Source organism: Streptomyces azureus, from assembly GCF_001270025.1.
Lineage (GTDB): Bacteria > Actinomycetota > Actinomycetes > Streptomycetales > Streptomycetaceae > Streptomyces > Streptomyces azureus.
This window is the reverse complement of record NZ_DF968298.1, coordinates 1-18097: the sequence shown is the minus strand read 5'-3', so window position 1 is coordinate 18097 and position 18097 is coordinate 1. Positions and strand designations below refer to the sequence as shown.

Below are 18097 nucleotides of genomic sequence, written 5' to 3'. Positions count from 1 at the left end.
CCCCAGGAGCCCCGCATGACCGCACTTCCGCAGGAGCGCCGCGTCGTCACCGCCATTCCCGGACCGAAGTCGCAGGAGCTGCAGGCCCGCCGTACCGCCGCGGTCGCGCAGGGTGTGGGGTCCGTGCTGCCCGTGTTCACGGCGCGGGCCGGTGGCGGGATCATCGAGGACGTCGACGGCAACCGGCTCATCGACTTCGGGTCGGGCATCGCCGTGACCTCAGTCGGTGCCTCCGCCGAGGCCGTCGTACGCCGGGCGTCCGCGCAGCTCGCCGACTTCACCCACACCTGTTTCATGGTCACGCCGTACGAGGGGTACGTCGAGGTCGCCGAGGCGCTCGCCGAGCTGACCCCGGGTGACCACGCCAAGAAGAGCGCGCTGTTCAACTCCGGCGCCGAGGCCGTCGAGAACGCCGTGAAGATCGCGCGGTCGTACACGAAGCGGCAGGCCGTCGTGGTGTTCGACCACGGCTACCACGGACGGACCAACCTGACCATGGCGCTGACGTCCAAGAACATGCCGTACAAGCACGGCTTCGGGCCGTTCGCGCCCGAGGTGTACCGCGTGCCCGTGGCGTACGGCTACCGCTGGCCGACCGGTCCCGAGAACGCCGGTCCCGAGGCCGCCGCGCAGGCCATCGACCAGATCAGCAAGCAGGTCGGCGCGGAGAACGTCGCCGCGGTCATCATCGAGCCGGTGCTCGGCGAGGGCGGTTTCATCGAGCCGGCCAAGGGCTTCCTGCCGGCGATCCGCAAGTTCGCCTCCGACCACGGCATCGTCTTCGTCGCCGACGAGATCCAGTCCGGCTTCTGCCGTACGGGCCAGTGGTTCGCGTGTGAGGACGAGGGCGTCGTCCCGGATCTGATCACCACCGCCAAGGGCATCGCCGGCGGTCTGCCGCTCGCCGCCGTGACCGGGCGCGCCGAGATCATGGACGCCGCGCACGCCGGCGGTCTGGGCGGCACCTACGGCGGCAACCCGGTCGCCTGCGCGGGCGCCCTGGGCGCGATCGAGACCATGAAGGAGCTCGACCTCAACGCCAGGGCGAAGAACATCGAGGCCGTGATGAAGGCGCGCCTGTCCGCCATGCAGGACAAGTTCGACGTCATCGGCGACGTCCGTGGCCGTGGCGCGATGATCGCCATCGAGCTGGTCAAGGACCGTACGACGAAGGAGCCGAACCCCGAGGCGACCGCCGCGCTCGCCAAGGCCTGCCACGCCGAGGGCCTGCTGGTCCTGACCTGTGGCACCTACGGCAACGTCCTCCGCTTCCTGCCCCCGCTGGTGATCGGCGAGGACCTGCTGAACGAGGGCCTCGACATCATCGAGCAGGCCTTCGCACGTATCTGACGTCGGCTTCGCCTCTGCCCAGGCGCCGGATCGCGCGCATCTGAGCCGGCATCGGGGCAGGTGAGCCGCTCCGGTTCCGCTACCGGGGCGGCGAGCGGCAGAGCGTGTGAAGAAGGTGTGCGAGGTGGATGACAGCGGGCCCTGCGGCCTGTCCTGCGCCCAGCCCCTGCCGTAGGTTCTACCCGGATGAGAGATACACCCCGCCCACAGGGGACTGTGGGTGACATCAGGCCGGGGCCTCCCCAGCTTCGACCTGGTCGTGCCCTCGCGCACACAACCGGAGCCTGAGGTTCTGGATCTCCTCACCGATCGGACAGTCGCCCGCCCCAAACCCCCCGGGGCGCGCGACGTTCCGGTCCGGACGGCCGCCCCGGAACCACCCCCCCCTGTTCCGGGGCGGCCGACCTCCTCTACGCCCCGCTGTGCGGCGACTTCCTGAGCACTTCGGTCAGCGCCGAGACGCTGTGCTCACCGTGGCCCGCCTCAGCCGCCCGGCGCACCAGATCGTGCAGGGGAGCCAGCCAGGCGGTGTCGACGTTCGTCTCCTCGGCCAGGTCGTCGTCATGGACCGCGCCCGCGAGGAAGAGGTTCACCGAACTGGCGGCATCGCTGTAGTCACCGCTGTCGATCTCCGCGGCGTAGACCGGCAGCAGCGCTTTGATCATGTCCAGCCACTTGCCGGCGAACCGCACCATCGAGTCCACCCGCAGTCCGCGCGCCTGGACGGCGGCGGCACCCTGGAAGAAGCCGACGAGCGCGGGCAGCAGCATCGCGCCCACCGCCATCTCGTACAGCGCGGCGAGATCGGGTTCCTCCCCGAGATGGACGGTGTCGCCGCCCAGGACTCTCAGGGTTGTCTCGTGTTCGTCGAAGACGGCCTTGTCGCCGCTGTAGTAGATCAGGGTGTCCGGCGCTCCCACCGCCGCCGGTACGTTCTTGACCGCCCCGGTGAGCAGGCGGGCGCCGTGCGCGGCGGCCCAGGCGGCCGTCTCGCGGGCGCCGGCCGGGGAGCCGCTGCTCAGCGTGACGAGGGTTCGTCCCCGTAAGGCACTCGCGGCGGGCTCCAGCGCCGCGCGGGTGTCCTCGAAGGTGGTCAGGCACGTGACGACCAGCCCACTCGCCGTGACCGCGTCCGCGATGGACGCGGCGTGCATCGCCCCCTGGTCCACCAACGGCCCGGCCCGGCCCGGGGTGCGGTTCCAGACGGTCGTCGCGTGCCCCGCAGCCACGAACGCCTCGGCCAGCGCCCGGCCCATCGAGCCCAGTCCGATGACGGTGACCGATGTGCGGTTGTCCCCAGCCATGTTTTCTCTCCCTTGTTCTCCGTACGGGAATCCATGCTGGGTGATCGCGTACATTCCCTCAAGTACCTACATTTTCCTCGGGTACTGACATTCTTGTTCGTGGGAGGGCCGAATGACGAAACGCACCTACACGTGTGGGCTGGACGCCGCCATCGCCGTCATGGGCGGAAAGTGGAAGGGCCTGATTCTGTTCTCGCTCGGTGAAGGGCCGTTACGGTTCGGGGAGTTGAGGCGGGCCGTGGACGGCATCAGCGAAAGGATGCTGATCCTTCAACTCCGGGAGATGGAGCACAGCGGTCTCGTACACCGCGAAGTGCATCATCAGGTGCCGCCGAAGGTGGAGTACTCGCTGACCGATTTCGGCCATTCCCTCAACGCGGCGATGGCGCCCCTCGGTGAATGGGGCGAGGAAAACCTGGAGCGGATCGAAGCCATTCCGTGAGCGGGAATCATGCCGTTCCTTCGGCGGGCAGGGCCGGTTCCGGGCGGTGTATTCCTCGCGGGCGGTATCCCAGGACGTCCGCGAGGCCGACGAGATCCGCGAGCAGCCAGACGATGGCGAGCCACATCTCCGTGCCCTGGAGGCCTGGTTCACGGCCAGGGCCGGTGCCGTCGGGTCTGGGGCCGAAGGGGAAGCCCCGGCCCGGGTGCCAGCGGCGCAGGGCGGCGGTGAGCTGGTTCGCCGCCCAGGAGCGGGCCTCCTCGGCGCGGTGGCTGGTCTGCCGGGCGCAGAGCCACAAGGGGTGGATCACATCCAGGACGTTGCAGGCGTTCTCCCGGCCGGGCGCGAAGTGGCGGGGGTCGCGCGCGTGGTCGAGGACGGTGTCGATCACGCGCTCCGCGTACGGTACGGGCAGGCCGAACTGGGCGAAGGAGCCGCGGGTGAGCCGGTAGTAGCCGTTGACCATCTGGAGGCGCCCGGACTCGGGGGTGGGCGAGCCCCACATCCCCGTCCACGGGTCGGCGTGGGTGTGCAGCCAGCCGAACAGCGCCTCCAGTGCCCCGGGGGCGGCCGCTTCCGTACCGAGGCGCAGGTTCCAGTGCGCGGCGGTGGCCCAGGAGTCGACCCACGACCCGGCGTGCCAGGCACGATCGCGCCAGGGCAGCTCGGCCAGGTGCCGGACCAGTCGGTCCGCCGTGGTGGTGCGCACCGTGTGGACCGGGTGGGCGAAGGAACTGCCGAGCAGGTCCAGCGCGTAGCCCACGCACAGCACGTGATAGGCCGAGGCCCCGTCCTCCGGCAGCCCGGCCGGGCCGGGGACCGGCGGTGCCGCGCCGTACTCGGGGACCAGTCCCGTGACGGGGTCCTGGAGGGCGCGCAGCCGTGCCGCGTGCTCGGCGGCGGGCAGGTGGGGCGGCGCCTTTCCGAGCAGCAGATCGGCGATCTCGACGGCGTCGCAGTGCGCCCGCACGGTCGGCTCGGCACCGGGCCGGTCGACGTACCGGCCGGTGCCGGGCTGCCGGCAGCGGTCGAGCAGGTCGGCGGCCTGGGTGCGGGCGGCGGTGGCGAACGCGGACAGTTCACCGACGAGCGCCGACCCCTCCTGCGCGGGGTGCGGTGCCTCACTGCCCGATGCCGCACCGCCCGGCGCCACACCGCCCGACGCCTCTGCGCGTTGTGCCGCCCCGCGCGCCTCCCTGCGGTCGCGTATCCGTCGGGCCGGGTTGCCCGCCGCCACCGTCCACGCGGGCAGGTCCTTCGTGACGACCGCGCCGGCGCCGATGACGCAGTGGTCGCTGATGGTGACGCCGTCCACGACGACCACGTGGGAGCCGATCCAGACGTCGTCGCCGATCGTGATGCCGCGGCTGGTGACGGGCTGCTGATGGACCGGCAGGTCGGGCGAGGTCCCGTGGTTGAAGGCGAGCAGCGAGCTGTGGGCGCCGATGCGCACCCCGTCCCCCAGAGTGACGGTGCCGCGGACCACGGTGAAGGGGTTGATCGTGCAGTCGGCGCCGGTGCGTACGTCACCGGTGACGTAGGCGTGGGCCGCGATGTAGGAGCGGTCGCCCAGGTGCAGGACGTCCGGGTACACCGCGGCCGTCTCCGCGACGAAGCAGTTCTCACCGAGCCGTACCGACCCCGCTCCCTCGAGCAGCCGCTTGCGCCGCTGCTCCTGTGCCGCCCGCCGCCGCTCCGATGCCTGCTCCGCGTAGAGCCACGGACAGTGGTCGAAGAGGCCGTCGTCGTTCTCCGGCTGGTTCACGTGATCCTCCACTGGGTCGCGCGGGCGGACAGGGGATATCTGTGCCCGTGCCAAGCTGGGGCCCATGCCGATCTCCGGGAACCAGGATCTCAACGAGCCCACCACCGCACGGCACCCGCGCTTCCCGGCCCTCCTGCTCGGCCTCCCGGCGCTCCTCTTCGCCCTGATCACCTGGCAGGTCGTCGCCGACGGCCCGCTCGTCCGCCTCGACGAGCGCGTCAGCCGCGGCCTCGTCCACCCGGACGGTCTCTCCGAGTTCCTCTCCGACCTCGGCAACGTCCAGGTCGCGGTCCCGGTCCTCGCCGTCGCACTCGGATACGTCGCGCTACGGACCCGCCGCACGGACCGCTGGTGGCTGCCCGTCACCGCCGCGGCCTTCCTCATGGCCCTGGTCCCGGCACTGATCATCCCGCTCAAGGAACTCACGGACCGCCCGGGCACCCCGGCCGTCCCGCCCGGCACCGGCTACTACCCCTCGGGCCACACCGCCACGGCCGCCATCGCCTACGGCTGCGCGACCCTGCTCACGCTCCCCCGGCTCGGCACGTTCCTCGCCCGCCGCGCCCTGGTCACCGCCTGCCTCGTCCTCGTACTCGGCGCGAGCTACGGCCTGGTCCGCCGCGGCTACCACTGGCCACTGGACGTGGTGGCCAGCTGGTGTCTGTGCGCGGTGCTGCTGTCGTCGCTGTGGCTGTTCCTCGGGCGTGCGACGCCGCCCGGACAGCGGTAGGGCCTAACCATCGTCCTCCGTGGCCAGCCCCGCCGCCGCCTCGTGCATCGCCAGTTCCAGCAGGGGCGGGTCCGTCAGGGTCCCCGAGCCGTCCGGGGGGACCAGCCAGCGGACTCCGCCGGGTGAGGAACGGCCCGGATACGGCACGACGATCCAGGTGCCGGCGCCCGCCGTGCGGATGCCTGTGCCGAGCCAGCGGGCCGCGGTGCCCGGCGGCACGAAGAACCCGATGCGCGCGTCGCCGAAGTCGACGAGGACGGGGCCCGGCTGGTCGAGCACGCGGCTGAGCACGTCGAGCGTGGCGTAGCCGAGTTCACCGGGCAGGATGAGCACGTCCCACGCGCTGCCGGCCGGCAGCAGCGTGACCCCGAGCGGGTTGCGCTCCCACTCCCAGCGGCAGGCCTCGGGATCGGGTGCGATGGATGAGAGCCACTCGACCGCCGTCTTCGCACCGGTCATCAGGAAGACCTCCGTCTCACTCGTGAATCTCGCGAACGCGCAGGGCGTCCCGAGGGCGTCACGAGGGAGAGGGAGGTCCCCTTGTGGTCATTACGCGGGTTTGGGCCCCTCGCTGGAGTGAACCGTCTCACATCCCGCCGGTTCAGCTGTCGAAGCCCAGTCCCAGCCGGTCCATGGTGCGCAGCCACAGGTTGCGGCGCCCGCCCTGGGCGTCCGCTCGGGCCAGGGACCACTTGGTGAGGGCGATTCCCGTCCAGGCGAAGGGTTCCGGCGGGAAGGGCAGGGGCTTCTTGCGGACCATGTGCAGTTCCGTGCGTTCCGTGCGCTCGCCGGACAGCAGGTCCAGCATCACCTCGGCGCCGAAGCGCGTCGCGCCGACACCCAGGCCCGTGTAACCCGCCGTGTAGGCGACCTTCTGCTGATGGGCGGTGCCGAAGAACGCCGAGAAGCGGGAGCAGGTGTCGATCGCGCCGCCCCAGGCGTGGCTGAAGCGGACGCCCTCCAGTTGCGGGAAGCAGGCGAAGAAGTGCCCGGCGAGCTTGGCGTAGGTCTCCGGGCGGTCGTCGTACTCGGCGCGGACGCGGCCGCCATAGGGGTAGATCGCGTCGTAGCCGCCCCAGAGGATCCGGTTGTCGGCCGACAGGCGGAAGTAGTGGAACTGGTTGGCGCTGTCCCCGAGGCCCTGGCGGTTCTTCCAGCCGATCGACGCGAGTTGCCCGGGGGTGAGCGGCTCGGTCATCAGGGCGTAGTCGTAGACCGGGACGGTGTACGAACGGACGCGTCTGACCAGGTTCGGGAAGACGTTGGTGCCGAGGGCGACCTGGCGGGCGCGGACCCGGCCGTAGGGGGTGCGTGCGGCCATGCCGGCGCCGTACGGCTTCAGCGTCAGCGCGGGGGTGTGCTCGTAGACGCGGACTCCCAGCTTCACGCACGCCCGCTTCAGGCCCCAGGCCAGCTTCGCCGGGTGCAGCATCGCCACGCCCCTGCGGTCCCACAGGCCCGCCTGGAAGGTGGGTGAGTTCACCTGTTCCCGGACCGCCTCGGCGTCCAGGTACTCGACGTCCTCGGCGAGGCCCCGGCGGGACATCTCCTCGTGCCAGGCGCGCAGTTCCGCCGCCTGGTACGGCTCGGTGGCGACGTCGATCTCGCCGGTGCGTTCGAAGTCGCAGTCGATGGAGTGCCGGGCGACCGCCGCCTCGATCGCGTCGAGGTTGCGGGCGCCCAGCTCCTGGAGCTTGTGGATCTCGTCGGGCCAGCGGGCGAGGCCGTTGGGCAGGCCGTGGGTGAGGGAGGCGGCGCAGAATCCGCCGTTGCGGCCCGAGGCGGCCCAGCCCACCTCGCGGCCCTCCACCAGCACCACGTCCCGCTGCGGGGACCGTTCCTTGGCGATCAGCGCCGTCCACAGTCCGCTGTAGCCGCCGCCCACGACCAGCAGGTCGCAGGTCTCGGAGGTGGTGAGGGCGGGTTCGGGGCGGGGCCTGCCGGGGTCGTCCAGCCAGTACGGGACCGGCTGGGCGTCGGAAAGCGAACGGGTCCACTGATTCATGGCGCTCGGGGCCATGATTTCAACTCCCTACGGTTATGCCTTTTGTCTGTTGCGGCGATTACCCACGGCCATGGAAGCCAGGACGAACAGTACGGCGACGACGAACATGGCCGTGCCGATGACATTGATTTGAACGGGCGTTCCGCGCTGTGCCGAGCCCCAGACGAACATGGGGAAGGTGACGGTCGAGCCGGCGTTGAAATTGGTGATGATGAAATCGTCGAAGGAGAGGGCGAAGGCGAGCATGGCCCCCGCCGCGATTCCCGGCGCCGCGATCGGCAGGGTGACCCGGACGAAGGTCTGGAACGGGCCCGCGTACAGGTCCCGCGCCGCCTCCTCCAGTTTGGAGTCCATCGACATCACGCGCGCCTTGACGGCCGTGACCACGAAACTCAGGCAGAACATGATGTGCGCGATGAGGATCGTCCAGAATCCCAGCTGGGCGCCCATGTTGAGGAACAGGGTGAGCAGCGAGGCGGCCATGACGACCTCGGGCATCGCCATCGGCAGGAAGATCAGCGAGTTCACGGCGCCGCGTGCGCGGAAGCGGTAGCGGACCAGCGCGAAGGCGATCAGCGTGCCGAGGAGCGTGGCGCCGAGGGTCGCCCAGAACGCGATCTGGAGGCTGACCGACAGCGAGCCGCACAGGTCGGAGACGCCGCACGGGTCCTTCCAGGCGTCCAGGGAGAACTGCTGCCATTCGTAGTTGAAGCGCCCCTTCGGTTTGTTGAAGGAGAACACCGTGACGATGACGTTCGGCAGCAGGAGATAGGTGAGCGTCAGCAGTCCCGCGATGACGACGAGATTTCTTTTCAGCCAGTTGACGAAGGGCATTTAGACCAGATCCTCCGTCCCAGACCTGCGGATGTAGAGGGTGACCATGAGAAGAATGGCCGCCATGAGGATGAAGGAGAGCGCCGCGGCGGTCGGATAGTCGAGCACTCTCAGGAACTGCGTCTGGATGACGTTTCCGACCATGCGGGTGTCCGTGGAGCCGAGCAGGTCGGCGTTGACGTAGTCGCCGGTGGCCGGGATGAAGGTCAGCAGCGTGCCGGAGACGACACCCGGCATCGACAGCGGGAAGGTCACCTTGCGGAAGGTCGTCCAGGGGCGGGCGTACAGATCACCGGCGGCCTCGTGAAGCCGGCCGTCGATGCGCTCCAGAGAGGTGTAGAGCGGAAGGATCATGAACGGCAGGAAGTTGTACGTCAGTCCGCAGACCACCGCGAGCGGTGTGGCGAGGACCCGGTCGCCGGCGGTCCAGCCGAGCCAGCTGGTGACGTCCAGGACGTGCAGCGTGTCGAGCGCGCCGACGAGCGGGCCGCCGTCCGCGAGGATCGTCTTCCAGGCCAGGGTGCGGATCAGGAAGCTGGTGAAGAAGGGCGCGATCACCAGGATCATGATCAGATTCCGCCAGCGGCCCGCGCGGAAGGCGATCAGGTACGCGAGCGGGTAGCCGAGCAGGAGGCACAGGATCGTCGCGGTGCCCGCGTACAGCACGGACCGGACGAACTGCGGCCAGTACGCGGACAGCGCGTCCCAGTACGTGGCGAAGTGCCAGGTGACCTTGTAGCCCTCCTCCAGGGAGCCCGTCTGCACGGACGTGGAGGCCTGGTAGATCATCGGCAGCGCGAAGAAGACCAGCAGCCAGAGGATGCCGGGGAGCAGCAGCCAGTACGGGGTCCAGCGGCCCCTGCGCTTCGGGGGTTCGGGCTCGGGCGCTCGTGGTGCGAGCGGCGGTGGCGCCTCGGTGAGTGTCGACATCAGGCCGCCTCTTCCACTCCGGCGTCCGCGTCCTGGTCCGCGTCCAGGCCGAAGGTGTGGGCCGGGTTCCAGTGCAGGACGACCTCGGCGCCGGGCACGAGCCGCGGGTCGCGGTCGATGTTCTGGGCGTAGACCTCGAAGTCGGAGCAGACCGGGCTGTCGACGACGTACTGCGTCGAGACGCCGATGAAGCTGGAGTCGGCTATCCGGCCGGTGATGCGGTTGCGGCCGTCGGGTATCTCGCCGGCGTCGTCCGCGTGGGTGAGGGAGATCTTCTCCGGGCGGACGCCGACCAGCACCTTGCCGCCGGCCGTCGTGGGCGCGCCGCACCGGGCCTCGGGCAGGACGAGCTTGCCGCCGCCCGCCTTCAGCACGATCTCCTCGCCGCTCTTGGAGTCGACCTCGGCCTCGATGAAGTTGGAGGTGCCGAGGAAGTTGGCGACGAAGGTGGTGCGCGGGTTCTCGTAGAGGTCGGCCGGTGAGCCGAGCTGTTCCACGCGGCCCGCGTTCATCACGGCGACCGTGTCGGCCATGGTCATGGCCTCCTCCTGGTCGTGCGTGACGTGGATGAAGGTGATGCCGACCTCGGTCTGGATGCGCTTGAGCTCCAGCTGCATCTGGCGGCGCAGCTTCAGGTCGAGGGCGCCGAGCGGCTCGTCGAGGAGGAGCACCTTGGGGTGGTTGATCAGCGCGCGGGCCACGGCGACGCGCTGCTGCTGGCCGCCGGAGAGCTGGTGCGGCTTCTTGCGGGCCTGCTCACCGAGCTGGACCAGGTCGAGCATCTCCTCGACCTGCTTCCTCACCGACCTGATGCCGCGCCGGCGCAGGCCGAAGGCGACGTTCTCGAAGATGTCGAGGTGCGGGAAGAGGGCGTAGGACTGGAAGACCGTGTTCACGGGCCGCTTGTACGGCGGGAGCGCGGTCACGTCCTGGCCGCCCAGCGAGACGGTGCCTGCGGAAGGTTCCTCCAGGCCGGCGATCATGCGCAGGGTGGTGGTCTTGCCGCAGCCGGAGGCGCCGAGCAGGGCGAAGAAGGAGCCCTGCGGCACGGTCAGGTCGAGCGGGTGGACGGCGGTGAAGGCGCCGTAGGTCTTGGCTATGCCCGTCAGGCGGACGTCGCCGGTGGGGTCTGTCTTGTTCGTCATCCTGGGTCACGCCCCCGTCAGCTTCGCGAACTTCTCTTCGAACTCGGTCTCTTCCTTCGAGCTCAGCGAGCGGAAGGCGTGCGACTTGGCGGCCATGGCCTTGTCGGGGATGATCAGCGGGTTGTTCGCCGCGTCCTCGTCGATCTTCGCCAGCTCGGCCTTCACACCGTCGACCGGGCACACGTAGTTGATGTACGCGGCGAGTTCGGCGGCCGGCTTCGGCTCGTAGTAGAAGTCGATGAGCCGCTCGGCGTTCGTCTTGTGCCGGGCCTTGTTGGGGATCAGCAGGTTGTCGGTCGACGTCATGTATCCGCTGTCCGGGATGAGGAAGTCGATGTCCGGGCTGTCCGCCTTGAGCTGGACGACGTCACCGGCCCAGGCGACGCAGGCCGCGAAGTCGCCGCTGGTCAGGTCGGAGGTGTAGTCGTTGCCGGTGAAGCGGCGGATCTGGCCCTTGTCGACGGCCTTCTGGAGGCGGGCGATGGCCGCGTCGTAGTCGTCGGCGGTGAAATCCGCCGGGTCCTTGCCCATGTCGAGCAGCGTCATCCCGACGCTGTCGCGCATCTCCGACAGGAAGCCGACCCGCCCCTTGAGCTTGGGGTTGTCGAGCAGGTCGGATATCGACTTCACCTCGACGCCGTCGAGGGCCTTCCTGTTGTACGCGATGACGGTCGAGATGCCCTGCCAGACGTACGAGTAGGCGCGGCCCGGGTCCCAGTCGGGGCTGCGGAACTGGGCCGACAGGTTGGCGTAGGCGTGCGGCAGGTTGGCCGGGTCGAGCTTCTGCACCCAGCCGAGGCGGATGAGGCGGCCGGCCAGCCAGTCGGTGAGGACGATGATGTCGCGGCCGGTGTCCTGGCCCGCGGCGAGCTGCGGCTTGATCTTGCCGAAGAACTCGTTGTTGTCGTTGATGTCCTCGGTGTACTTGACCTTGATGCCCGTGCGTTTCGTGAACTGCTCCAGCGTCCGGTGGTGCTTGCCGCTGTCGTCGACGTCCATGTACTCGGTCCAGTTGGAGAAGTTCACCGTCTTCTCCTTGGCCGAGTGATCCTCTGCGGAGACACCGCCCTGCGACTTGCCCGCCGCCGGGATGCCGCAGGCGCTCAGCGTCCCGAGTCCGCCGGCCGCGAGCGCCCCGCCCGCGGAGGCGCGCAGCAGCGACCGCCGGGTGAGGGCGGCCCTGCCGTTCCTGAAACTGCGCCGCATGGCGGCCACTTGGGCCGGGGACAGGCGGTCGGGCTCGTACTGCTCCATGCGCGTGGTGCCCTTTCGGAGGGTGGACGGCCGTTGGTCAGGCGGCCTGCATACGACTATCGGTCCCCGAAGACGGTGCGGTGCCAGTCCTTCGCGGCCACCGCGGTGTTGTCGAACATGACGTGCTTGATCTGGGTGTACTCCTCGAACGAGTACGCGGACATGTCCTTGCCGTAGCCGGAGGACTTGTAGCCGCCGTGCGGCATCTCGCTGATGATCGGGATGTGGTCGTTGACCCACACGCACCCGGCCTTGATCTCGCGCGTGGCCCGGTTCGCCCGGTACACGTCCCGGCTCCACGCGGAGGCGGCGAGCCCGTACGGGGTGTCGTTGGCGAGCGCGATGCCCTCGTCGTCGGTGTCGAAGGGCAGCACGACCAGGACCGGTCCGAAGATCTCGGACTGGACGACCTCGCTGTCCTGGGCGGCGTCGGCGATGAGGGTGGGCCGGTAGTAGGCGCCCTCGGCGAGCTCCCCCTCGGGTGCCTCGCCGCCGGTGACCACGCGCGCGTAGGCACGCGCCCGGTCGACGAAACCGGCGACCCGGTCCCGCTGCGCGTGCGAGATCAGCGGTCCGAGGTCGGTTCCGGCGGCGAACGGATCACCGAGCCGGACGGTCTCCATGAGCGTCGCCGTCCGTTCCACGAAGGCGTCGTACAGCGGCCGCTGCACGTACGCGCGCGTGGCGGCCGTGCAGTCCTGCCCGGTGTTGATGAGGGCGCCGGCGACCGCGCCATGGGCGGCGGCCTCCAGGTCGGCGTCGTCGAAGACCACGAAGGGCGCCTTGCCGCCGAGCTCCAGGTGGAGGCGCTTTACGGTGGCGGTGGCGATCTCCGCGACGCGCTTGCCGACGGCGGTGGAGCCGGTGAACGAGGTCATGGCCACGTCGGGGTGGCCGACGAGGTGCTCACCTGCCTCCCTGCCGGTGCCGGTCACGATGTTGATCACACCGTCCGGAATCCCGGCGTCCGTGGCTGCCTGGGCGAAGAGCAGCGAGGTCAGCGGGGTGAGCTCGGCGGGCTTCAGGACGATGGTGTTGCCCGCCGCGATCGCCGGCAGGACCTTCCAGGCGGCCATCTGGAGGGGGTAGTTCCAGGGCGCGATGGAACCGACGACACCGATGGGCTCGCGCCGGATGTACGACGTGTGGTCCCCGGAGTACTCACCGGCGGACTGGCCCTGGAGAAGCCGTGCGGCACCGGCGAAGAAGGCGGTGTTGTCGATCGTCCCCGGGACGTCGAACTCGCGGCTCAGCTTCAGCGGCTTGCCGCACTGGAGCGACTCGGCGCGGGCGAAGTCCTCGGCGCGGGCGGCCAGGACCGCGGCGAACCGGTGCAGGGCGTCGGAACGCTCGCCGGGTGTGGCTCCCGCCCAGCCCGGGAAGGCCTCGCGGGCGGCTGCGACGGCCCGGTCGACGTCGGCCGTGCCCGCCAGTTCGTAGCGGAGCACCTCCTCGCCCGACGCCGGGTCGACGACCGCGTGGGTGCGGCCGGAGGTGCCCCTGGTGAGGCGGCCGGCGATGTACTGCGCGCCCTCCGCGAAGCGCTCCTCGGCCGGGAATCGGTCCGGGGTGGCGTTGCCCGGGTTGTGCATGTCGCTCTCCTCCGTGTCCCCGTGGTGGGACCGGCGTGGCTCAGGCTCGATTTGAATGCCGATCCTGACAGAGGGATGTCACTCCAACAAGGGATTCCGTTGTTGATTTTTGGTTACGCGACGGAATCTGTCGACCAGGTGTCGAGTCCGCCAGGAAAAGGCAGGACGCCGTGTCAGCGGTGCGTGCCAGACTCGCGTGCATGGAGGAGACCACGGGGGCGGTCGGCTCCCGGACCGCCCTGATCAGGGCGGTCCGCGCCGGCGCGAGGATCAGGTATCTGCACTTCTGGGGGCACCGGCCGCGGCCCGACGGCCGCATCGGGGCGAGCTGTCTGAGCCAGTGGTGGCCGGCGCCGTTCACGGTGGACGGCGTGGAGTACGCGACGGCCGAGCACTGGATGATGGCGGGCAAGGCACGGCTCTTCGAGGACGCGGCGGCGGAGCGTGCCGTGCTCGCCGCCGGGCATCCCGCCGAGGCGAAGAAGGCCGGGCGGCTGGTGCGCGGCTTCGACGAGGCGATATGGCAGCGGGAGCGGTTCCGGATCGTCGTGGAGGGCAGCGTCCACAAGTTCGGGACGCAGCCCGGGCTGCGGGAGTTCCTGCTGAACACCGGCGACCGGGTGCTGGTCGAGGCGAGTCCCGTGGACCGGGTGTGGGGCATCGGGCTGGCCGCGGACGACGAGGCGGCGATGGATCCGGAGCGGTGGCGGGGGCCGAACCTGCTGGGCTTCGCGCTGATGGAGGCGCGGGAGCGGCTGCGCGGGGCATGACGGGGGCATGAGTGAGGGGCCGGCCCAAGGGACCGGCCCCCCGTGCAGCAGCAGCTTCAGGCAGCCGCGCCGAGCCCGCCCATGATGCTGGCGAAGAGCAGGAAACCCAGCAGCGGCAGGATCACGGTGGCGATGATGCCGCAGACCAGTCCGGCGGTCGCCGCGCCCTTGTTGGTGGCCTCACCCCGGGTCGCCTTGCCCCGCCCGATGGCGCCGAAGATGATCGCCAGGATGCCCAGGATCACGCCGAAGAACCACAGCAGGAAGGTCACGCTGCACACCACGCCGATGATGCCCAGCACCAGCCCCGTGGTTCCCATGCCGTTGCTCGGCTGCGCGGGCATCGCGTAGCCGGGCGCCTGGGGGTAGCCCGCGGGCGGCGCGGCCGGGTAGCCGGGGCTGCCCTGGGGGTAGCCGTAGCCGGGGCCGCCCTGCTGCGGATAGCCGTAGCCGGGGGCCGGCTGCTGCGGGGGCTGGGACGGCGGACCGAACCCACCGGGCGTGGGATTGGTGTTGGACATGACGATCTCCCCTCCGTTGTCAGACCAGGGAATCGTAGTGGCCAAGTCCGCCGCGCAGTACGGCTGTTTCACTGGTGGGACGGGGCGGTGGCGGCCGGGGCGCGCGCGCCGTAGTACGGGTCGTCGTACGGCTCGTCGCTGTTGATCGCGGCCGTGATGCCGACGGCTATCAGGACGATCACCGCGATGCCGAGGATGATCCCGATGATGCCCATGATCAGGCCCGCCTGGGCCTGACCGTGGTTGGTGGCCACTCCGGCCTCGGCGCGCTTGCGGCCCTTGATGCCGAAGACGACGGCGAGGATGCCGGTGACCAGGGAGACCACGCCGTACAGACAGAAGAGCGTGCAGGAGATGATGCCCAGCACCATCGCGGCGACGCCCATGCCGTTCTGGGGGGCCATGGGCATGCCGGGCCAGCCGTAGCCCGCCTGGGGGTAGCCGGGGTAGCCGTAGCCACCGGTTGCTGCCGGGCCGGTGGGGGCGGCGGGCGGGGGCGGGACAGCGCCGGTGCCCGAGGTGTCGAACTGCGGCGTGCCGGTCGGCGGGATGAAACCCGCGCTCGGCATCGAGGTGACCGTGGCCTGGTCGTGCACGGAGGGCGGCCCTGCGGTGGGGGGCTGGTCCTTGTCGAGTGACGGCCGGTTCTCCGGGGGCGCCCACGGGTCGTGGCCGCCGCCTCCGCCGGGCTGCGTCGGGTCCGTCATGGTGCATCCCCCCTGGGTCGATCGTGCCGCCATGCTACGGGGCCGTTCGGTGCGTGCCACAGTGCGGGTGCCTGGTTCGGTGCGTGGTTCGGTGCGTGCCACAGTGCGGGTGCGTGGTTCGGTGCGTGCCACAGTGCGGGTGCGTGGTTCGGTGCGTGCCCACAGTGCGGGTGCGTGGAGGTTGCTCGCGCCCACGCGGCGAAGCCGCACACATCGATACAGCCCCGCGCCCGCGAAAAGGGGCGCTCCCCCCACGGCCTACGATGAATCCGAGTCATCGATCAGCCGATCACCCGCGCCCCGCCCGCCACGCGCCGGCAGGGGCGCCGTTCCGGGGAGGAACCCTTGACCGAGCATCTCGTCGACCCCCGCGCGCCACGCGATCTGAAGGCCTTCGTCGCCGGACTGCCCAAGGCCGAACTGCACGTGCACCACGTCGGCTCCGCCTCCCCCCGGATCGTGTCCGAGCTGGCCGCCCGCCACCCCGACTCGAAGGTCCCGGCCGATCCCGCTGCCTTGGTTGACTACTTCTCCTTCACCGACTTCGCCCACTTCATCGAGGTGTACCTGTCGGTCGTCGACCTGATCCGCACCCCGGAGGACGTCCGGCTGCTGACCTACGAGGTGGCCCGTGACCTGGCCCGGCAGCAGGTGCGGTACGCCGAGCTGACCATCACCCCGTTCTCCTCCACCCGCCGCGGCATCGACGAACGCGCCTTCATGGACGCGATCGAGGACGCCCGCAAGGCCGCCGAGGCCGATTTCGGGACCGTGCTGCGCTGGTGCTTCGACATCCCCGGCGAGGCGGGGCTCGAAGCCGCCGAGGAGACGACCCGGCTCGCCACCGACGACCGGCTGCGCCCGGAGGGCCTGGTCTCCTTCGGTCTTGGCGGGCCCGAGGTCGGCGTGCCGCGTCCGCAGTTCAAGCCGTACTTCGACCGGGCGATCGCGGCCGGGCTGCACTCCGTACCGCACGCCGGCGAGACCACCGGCCCTCAGACGGTGTGGGACGCCCTCACGCATCTGCGAGCCGAGCGCATCGGCCACGGCACCAGCTCCGCGCAGGACCCGAAGCTCCTCGCGCACCTCGCCGAGCACCGGATCCCGCTGGAGGTGTGCCCGACCTCCAACATCGCCACGCGCGCGGTCCGCACCCTCGACGAGCACCCGATCAAGGAGTTCGCCGAGGCCGGGGTCGTCGTCACGATCAACTCCGACGACCCGCCGATGTTCGGCACCGACCTCGACAACGAGTACGCGGTCGCCGCCCGGCTGCTCGACCTCGACGAGCAGGGACTGGCCGAGCTGGCGAAGAACGCCGTCGAGGCGTCCTTCCTGGACGCCACGGGCAAGGCCCGGATCAACGAGGAGATCGACACGTACACCGCGGGGTGGCTCGACCGGTGACGCCCTCACCCGAGCGCCCCCGGCGGCTCGTGACCGCCGTGGCCCACCGGGGCGACCCGTACCGCCACCGCGAGAACACGGTCGCCTCACTGCGTTCCGCGCTCGACCGGGGCGCGGACGCGGTGGAGATCGACGTACGGCTGACCCGGGACGGCGTGCCGGTGCTGCTGCACGACGACACGCTGAAGCGGCTCTGGGAGCACGAGCGGCCGGTGCTCGCGCTGTCCTGGGAGGAGGTGCGCGGGCTCACCGGCGGCGGGGTTCCGGCCCTGACGGAGGCGCTGGCCGCGACCGACGGCCACCGGGTGATGATCGACCTGCCCGGCTCGCCCGACGTGCGGGCGGTGCGGCGGGTGATGGACGCCGTACGGGAGGTGGGGGCGGCGGACCGCGTCTACTACTGCGCGGGCGCCGACGCCATGCTCGCCGTGCGCGCGGCGGACCCGGCCGCGGAGATCGCCCTCACCTGGACGACGCTGGCCCCGCCCCGGTCCGTCCTGCTGGAGGCGGTCCGCCCGCGCTGGCTCAACTACCGTTTCCCGCTGGTGGACCGCGCCCTCGCCGACCGCGTCCACCGCGACGGCTACCTGCTGTCCGTCTGGACCCCCGACACGCGCCGCTCGATGCGGCGGCTGCTGGACGCGGGGGTGGACTCGATCACGACCAACCGCATCGACGTGCTGTGCGCTACACGCGCGAGCGCTGCGGCACCGTCGCCGGATCGGCCGGCGTCGAGCGCGTGACGTACTGCGGCACCGGCGCGCTGTCCGTGCCGGTGTCGCGTACGAGGCCGTAGCGGATGGCGCCCTGAGCGGGGCCCTCGTTGACGTCCTTGTCCACGGCCTGCCAGCTCGACGGGAAGACGGCGATGCCGTAGTCGCAGCCGCGTTCGTTCTGGGTGAGGGTGACGGTGCCGTCGACGTAGAAGTACTCGTTCTGCCACATCTGCTGGGTGCCGGGCGGCAGCACCGCGTATCCGATGTCGGGGCCGCCCATGCCGGTGACGTAGCCGTTCGGGGCGCCGGGCAGCGGGTCGTCCATGCGGCGCGAGCCGCCGGAGGCCACGTGGAACAGCTTGCCCTTCAGGCCGGTCCAGGACGGCATGACCACGCCGCCGGGCCGGGCGTGCGGCGAGATCTGCCAGCGGACCAGGACATAGCCCTGACCGCTCAGCGTCACGCTGTCGCCACGGTGTTGCATCACGGCCCTCGGGCCGCCGGTGCTGGTGATGCCGGACTCGGGGCGTCGGGGCAGGGCGGCGGGCCGGGCGTCCGGGTCGGGGGCGCGGTCGACGGCGTCGACGACCGTGCCGTACAGGGCGGCCTTCTTCGTCGCCGACGG

At 70.6% G+C, this 18097-nt stretch carries 17 protein-coding genes and 1 pseudogene; 6 read left to right on the top strand and 12 right to left on the bottom strand.

Annotated features, from left to right (window positions below):
• The first annotated feature begins 15 nt into the window (after positions 1-15).
• The gene (gabT, locus tag AOQ53_RS19915) at positions 16-1350 is read left to right on the top strand and encodes a 4-aminobutyrate--2-oxoglutarate transaminase (RefSeq protein WP_059419144.1); all 1335 of its coding nucleotides are present in this window, start codon (positions 16-18) and stop codon (positions 1348-1350) included.
• Between the two features lie 410 nt (positions 1351-1760).
• Here the strand turns inward: gabT and AOQ53_RS19910 are convergent, their stop codons facing one another.
• The gene (locus tag AOQ53_RS19910; protein ID WP_059419142.1) at positions 1761-2654 is read right to left on the bottom strand and encodes an NAD(P)-dependent oxidoreductase; all 894 of its coding nucleotides are present in this window, start codon (positions 2652-2654) and stop codon (positions 1761-1763) included.
• Between the two features lie 112 nt (positions 2655-2766).
• Between AOQ53_RS19910 and AOQ53_RS19905 the strand changes: the two genes are divergently transcribed.
• A complete protein-coding gene (locus AOQ53_RS19905; protein WP_059419140.1) occupies positions 2767-3096 on the top strand; it encodes a winged helix-turn-helix transcriptional regulator in 330 nt (109 codons plus the stop codon).
• A gap of 7 nt (positions 3097-3103) precedes the next feature.
• On the opposite strand, the gene AOQ53_RS19900 is transcribed toward AOQ53_RS19905, so the two are convergent.
• Entirely contained in the window at positions 3104-4927 is a 1824-nt protein-coding gene (locus AOQ53_RS19900; RefSeq protein WP_174523318.1) for an acyltransferase, read from the bottom strand.
• On the opposite strand from AOQ53_RS19900, the gene AOQ53_RS19895 reads away from it, so the two are divergent.
• Positions 4926-5591 (top strand): phosphatase PAP2 family protein, encoded by a 666-nt coding sequence (locus AOQ53_RS19895; RefSeq protein ID WP_059419136.1) that lies wholly within the window; start codon positions 4926-4928, stop codon positions 5589-5591. The two genes, AOQ53_RS19900 and AOQ53_RS19895, sit on opposite strands and share 2 nt — an antisense overlap.
• 3 nt (positions 5592-5594) lie before the next feature.
• On the opposite strand, the gene AOQ53_RS19890 is transcribed toward AOQ53_RS19895, so the two are convergent.
• The 7 genes from AOQ53_RS19890 to AOQ53_RS19860 all read right to left on the bottom strand — a co-directional run bounded on the left by AOQ53_RS19890 (position 5595) and on the right by AOQ53_RS19860 (position 13351).
• Positions 5595-6050, bottom strand: coding sequence for a bifunctional DNA primase/polymerase (locus tag AOQ53_RS19890; RefSeq protein ID WP_059419134.1), 456 nt, complete (start codon positions 6048-6050; stop codon positions 5595-5597).
• 142 nt (positions 6051-6192) lie between these two features.
• Positions 6193-7611 (bottom strand): NAD(P)/FAD-dependent oxidoreductase, encoded by a 1419-nt coding sequence (locus tag AOQ53_RS19885; RefSeq protein ID WP_059419133.1) that lies wholly within the window; start codon positions 7609-7611, stop codon positions 6193-6195.
• Positions 7612-7629: 18 nt separating this feature from the next.
• The gene (locus AOQ53_RS19880) at positions 7630-8430 is read right to left on the bottom strand and encodes an ABC transporter permease (protein WP_059419131.1); all 801 of its coding nucleotides are present in this window, start codon (positions 8428-8430) and stop codon (positions 7630-7632) included.
• A complete protein-coding gene (locus AOQ53_RS19875; protein ID WP_059419130.1) occupies positions 8431-9360 on the bottom strand; it encodes an ABC transporter permease in 930 nt (309 codons plus the stop codon). It lies immediately after the preceding gene.
• A complete protein-coding gene (locus AOQ53_RS19870; protein WP_059419129.1) occupies positions 9360-10505 on the bottom strand; it encodes an ABC transporter ATP-binding protein in 1146 nt (381 codons plus the stop codon). Before AOQ53_RS19870 ends, AOQ53_RS19875 begins: the two co-directional genes overlap by 1 nt.
• A 6-nt stretch (positions 10506-10511) precedes the next feature.
• A complete protein-coding gene (locus AOQ53_RS19865) occupies positions 10512-11759 on the bottom strand; it encodes a polyamine ABC transporter substrate-binding protein (protein WP_059419128.1) in 1248 nt (415 codons plus the stop codon).
• 56 nt (positions 11760-11815) lie between these two features.
• A complete protein-coding gene (locus tag AOQ53_RS19860) occupies positions 11816-13351 on the bottom strand; it encodes a gamma-aminobutyraldehyde dehydrogenase (RefSeq protein WP_059419125.1) in 1536 nt (511 codons plus the stop codon).
• Positions 13352-13551: 200 nt separating this feature from the next.
• Between AOQ53_RS19860 and AOQ53_RS19855 the strand changes: the two genes are divergently transcribed.
• Positions 13552-14121 carry an NADAR family protein gene (locus AOQ53_RS19855; protein ID WP_059419123.1) on the top strand — a complete coding sequence of 190 codons (570 nt, stop codon included), beginning with the start codon at positions 13552-13554 and terminating at the stop codon, positions 14119-14121.
• 56 nt (positions 14122-14177) lie between these two features.
• Here the strand turns inward: AOQ53_RS19855 and AOQ53_RS19850 are convergent, their stop codons facing one another.
• Positions 14178-14642, bottom strand: coding sequence for a DUF4190 domain-containing protein (locus AOQ53_RS19850; RefSeq protein WP_059419121.1), 465 nt, complete (start codon positions 14640-14642; stop codon positions 14178-14180).
• Positions 14643-14710: 68 nt separating this feature from the next.
• The gene (locus AOQ53_RS19845; protein ID WP_059419119.1) at positions 14711-15349 is read right to left on the bottom strand and encodes a DUF4190 domain-containing protein; all 639 of its coding nucleotides are present in this window, start codon (positions 15347-15349) and stop codon (positions 14711-14713) included.
• 288 nt (positions 15350-15637) lie between these two features.
• Between AOQ53_RS19845 and AOQ53_RS19840 the strand changes: the two genes are divergently transcribed.
• The gene (locus AOQ53_RS19840; RefSeq protein WP_099054640.1) at positions 15638-16756 is read left to right on the top strand and encodes an adenosine deaminase; all 1119 of its coding nucleotides are present in this window, start codon (positions 15638-15640) and stop codon (positions 16754-16756) included.
• The gene (locus tag AOQ53_RS19835; protein WP_059419116.1) at positions 16753-17499 is read left to right on the top strand and encodes a glycerophosphodiester phosphodiesterase; all 747 of its coding nucleotides are present in this window, start codon (positions 16753-16755) and stop codon (positions 17497-17499) included. The genes AOQ53_RS19840 and AOQ53_RS19835 overlap by 4 nt, the downstream gene beginning before the upstream one ends.
• On the opposite strand, the pseudogene AOQ53_RS19830 reads toward AOQ53_RS19835, so the two are convergent.
• A pseudogene (locus tag AOQ53_RS19830) lies at positions 17444-18097 on the bottom strand (sigma-70 family RNA polymerase sigma factor); the annotation flags it as partial. The gene AOQ53_RS19835 and the pseudogene AOQ53_RS19830 overlap by 56 nt on opposite strands.

Excerpts from the sequence above, each read along its gene's own strand:
- gabT (WP_059419144.1), top strand. The coding sequence starts at position 16 with ATGACCGCACTTCCGCAGGAGCGCCGCGTCGTCACCGCCATTCCCGGA.
- AOQ53_RS19910 (WP_059419142.1), bottom strand. The coding sequence starts at position 2,654 with ATGGCTGGGGACAACCGCACATCGGTCACCGTCATCGGACTGGGCTCG.
- AOQ53_RS19905 (WP_059419140.1), top strand. The coding sequence starts at position 2,767 with ATGACGAAACGCACCTACACGTGTGGGCTGGACGCCGCCATCGCCGTC.
- AOQ53_RS19895 (WP_059419136.1), top strand. The coding sequence starts at position 4,926 with ATGCCGATCTCCGGGAACCAGGATCTCAACGAGCCCACCACCGCACGG.
- AOQ53_RS19900 (WP_174523318.1), bottom strand. The coding sequence starts at position 4,927 with ATGGGCCCCAGCTTGGCACGGGCACAGATATCCCCTGTCCGCCCGCGC.
- AOQ53_RS19890 (WP_059419134.1), bottom strand. The coding sequence starts at position 6,050 with ATGACCGGTGCGAAGACGGCGGTCGAGTGGCTCTCATCCATCGCACCC.
- AOQ53_RS19885 (WP_059419133.1), bottom strand. The coding sequence starts at position 7,611 with ATGGCCCCGAGCGCCATGAATCAGTGGACCCGTTCGCTTTCCGACGCC.
- AOQ53_RS19880 (WP_059419131.1), bottom strand. The coding sequence starts at position 8,430 with ATGCCCTTCGTCAACTGGCTGAAAAGAAATCTCGTCGTCATCGCGGGA.
- AOQ53_RS19875 (WP_059419130.1), bottom strand. The coding sequence starts at position 9,360 with ATGTCGACACTCACCGAGGCGCCACCGCCGCTCGCACCACGAGCGCCC.
- AOQ53_RS19870 (WP_059419129.1), bottom strand. The coding sequence starts at position 10,505 with ATGACGAACAAGACAGACCCCACCGGCGACGTCCGCCTGACGGGCATA.
- AOQ53_RS19865 (WP_059419128.1), bottom strand. The coding sequence starts at position 11,759 with ATGGAGCAGTACGAGCCCGACCGCCTGTCCCCGGCCCAAGTGGCCGCC.
- AOQ53_RS19860 (WP_059419125.1), bottom strand. The coding sequence starts at position 13,351 with ATGCACAACCCGGGCAACGCCACCCCGGACCGATTCCCGGCCGAGGAG.
- AOQ53_RS19855 (WP_059419123.1), top strand. The coding sequence starts at position 13,552 with ATGGAGGAGACCACGGGGGCGGTCGGCTCCCGGACCGCCCTGATCAGG.
- AOQ53_RS19850 (WP_059419121.1), bottom strand. The coding sequence starts at position 14,642 with ATGTCCAACACCAATCCCACGCCCGGTGGGTTCGGTCCGCCGTCCCAG.
- AOQ53_RS19845 (WP_059419119.1), bottom strand. The coding sequence starts at position 15,349 with ATGACGGACCCGACGCAGCCCGGCGGAGGCGGCGGCCACGACCCGTGG.